The 2,901-nt window shown below is 45.7% G+C and carries 1 protein-coding gene; it reads left to right on the forward strand.

All coding sequences use genetic code 11. The annotated features are described in order from the left end of the window. Positions 1-2,901: alpha-2-macroglobulin family protein (locus tag VF500_RS23540; RefSeq protein WP_330862014.1), on the forward strand; the 2,901-nt coding region annotated here is incomplete at both ends.

Consider the following 2,901-nt stretch of genomic DNA (forward strand, 5'->3'; position numbering starts at 1 on the left):
GTTGATATTGCCGATGTAGATGTAAATGGCAATGCCCTGTCAGGTAGCCGCGATGTGCAGGTTGAATTGTACAAAGTACAGTGGCGCTGGTGGTGGGATCAAACCGGCGATGAGATGAGCAACTTTACCCAGGATAAATACAACAAGCTCATTAAAACCGAAACTGTAAAACTGACCAACGGCGCAGGCAAATGGAAACTGCATATCAATAAAGCCGACTGGGGCCGGTACCTTATCAAGGTTAAAGATGAGCAAACCGGACACTCAACTGGTAAGATCATTTATGTTGATTGGCCAAACTGGTCGGAAAGGTTGCAATCAACCAATCCTACCGAGGCTGCGATGTTATCATTCACTTCAGATAAGGCCGCTTATAAAGTTGGTGATGAGGCTACCTTGACCATTCCAACAGGTCAGGACGGTCGCGCGCTGATCAGTTTTGAAAACGGCAGCAAGGTTTTAAAAACTACCTGGATAGATACAAAAAAGGGACAAACCAGATACACCTTTACAGTTGATGAAAGCATGGCGCCAAACGTTTTTGTAAACGTTACGCTGCTGCAAAGACATTCGCAAACGGTTAATGACCTGCCCATCCGCATGTATGGTGCTATTCCGCTAAAGGTTGAAAATCCTGAAACGATATTGAAACCTATCATCAGCATGCCTGACAAGATCAGGCCTGAAACGCAATCGGCCATTACTGTATCAGAAGCATCGGGCAAGGAAATGACCTATACCATTGCCATTGTTGACGAAGGGTTACTGGATATCACCAATTACAAAACCCCCGATCCGCATGATACTTTTTATGCACACGAAGCCTTAGGCGTAAAAACTTGGGACCTTTTTGACTATGTGATAGGCGCATTCGGCGGTGGGCTGGAACGTATTTTAAGTATAGGCGGTGATGGAAACCTCGGCAATAACAAAAACGTGTCTGTAAACCGCTTTAAGCCCGTTGTAAAATTCCTTGGACCTTTCCACCTCAATGCCGGCGAAAAGCAAACACAGCGCTTTATATTGCCGCAATACGTAGGTTCTGTTAAGGCTATGATAGTAGCCGGGCACGATGGCGCTTATGGCATAGCCGAAAAAGCTGTAGCAGTTAAAAAACCGTTGATGATCCTGGCTACCCTACCACGTGTTCTTGGCCCATCAGAAAGTATCCAGTTACCGGTTACGGTTTTCGCTATGGAAAACAATATCAAAACCGTGAGCGTGCAGGTACAGAGCAACGCTTTTAGCAATCTGAGCGGCAATAATCAAAAAACACTGACCTTTGATAAGCCCGGTGATCAGCTGATAACCTTTGATTTAAATGTTAAGGATTTTGTTGGCGTAGGTAAAGTAAAAATAATTGCTAAAAGCGGTTCGGAAACGGCAGCTTATGATGTTGAGCTAAATGTACGCAACCCTAACCCACCAGTCACACGCATACTGCAAAAAGAACTTGCACCGGGTGAGGCTTGGAATACCGATTATCAACCCGTTGGCATAAACGGAACTAATAAAGCCACCCTTGAGGTAGCTTATATCCCACCGTTGAACCTTTCAAAACGCTTGGATTACCTGATAGAGTATCCTCACGGTTGTGTGGAGCAAACTACCTCCTCGGCATTCCCGCAGTTATATCTGAACCAGTTGCTTGACCTTTCGCCAAGACAAAGGGCCGAAACTGATCGCAATATCAAAGCCACAATCAACAGACTTAACGGCTTCCAGGTACAGGGCGGCGGTTTAAGCTACTGGCCTTATGGAGGTGAAGCGGACGAATGGGGAACCAACTATGCCGGGCACTTCATGTTAGCGGCACAGGCTAAAGGTTTCAGCATGCCGATTGGCTTTATTGACCGCTGGAAAAAATATCAAAAAGAAAAAGCCCTGAGCTGGGCTCCGCGCAAGCAGCCATATTACTACGAAGACGACCTTACCCAGGCCTATCGCTTATACCTACTGGCCCTCGCCCGCTCACCCGAAATGGGCGCAATGAACCGCCTGCGTGAGTTTGCATTGTTGAGCGATGCCGCAGCATGGCGACTTGCAGCCGCTTATAAACTTGCCGGGCAGCCTGAAGTTGGATTAAGGATGATAACCAAATTATCAACCACTGTTAAACCTTATAACAGTCTTTATGGTACTTATGGCTCCGACCTGAGAGATGAGGCCATGATACTGGAAACCCTTACCCTGCTGGAGCAAAAACAAAAAGCCGCCGGGCTGGTGCATACGGTTGCAGCACGTTTATCACAGGATGATTGGTATAGTACTCAAACCACAGCTTATTCACTAATAGCTTTGGCACAGTTCTATGGACAAAATAAACCTGCGGGCAAACTCGAATTTAACTATGCTAACGGCAATGCTAAAGCCAACATTAGTACAAGTTCGTATTTATGGCAAGGAGCGCTGGCAGGTAATGGCGGTAAAGTTTACCTTAAAAACAACAGCAATAACAAATTGTACATTAGGCTGATACAAAAAGGACAACCATCTTCGGGGCAGGATACCCAATCAATTCTCAATCCTGATGTATTGCAAATGCGGGTTGGCTATTTCTCGCTTAAAGGTAAACCGATAGATCCATCCTCATTAAAACAGGGTAGTGATTTTGTAGCCCAGGTAAATATCAAAAATCCGGGTAAACGCGGCAGATATGATAACCTTGCCCTCACCCAGATCTTCCCTTCGGGTTGGGAAATATTGAATACCCGCCTGCTTGGCGATGAAGCATTTAAATCATCGCCATCCGATTACCGCGATATTCGGGACGATAGGGTGAATACTTATTTCAGCTTAAACGAAGGTCAGGAATCAACTTATTATGTGATGCTCAACGCGGCTTACACCGGCAAATACTATTTGCCTGCTGTATATTGTGAGGCCATGTATAATAACCAG

The organism is Mucilaginibacter sp. (genome assembly GCF_036383575.1).
Lineage (GTDB): Bacteria > Bacteroidota > Bacteroidia > Sphingobacteriales > Sphingobacteriaceae > Mucilaginibacter.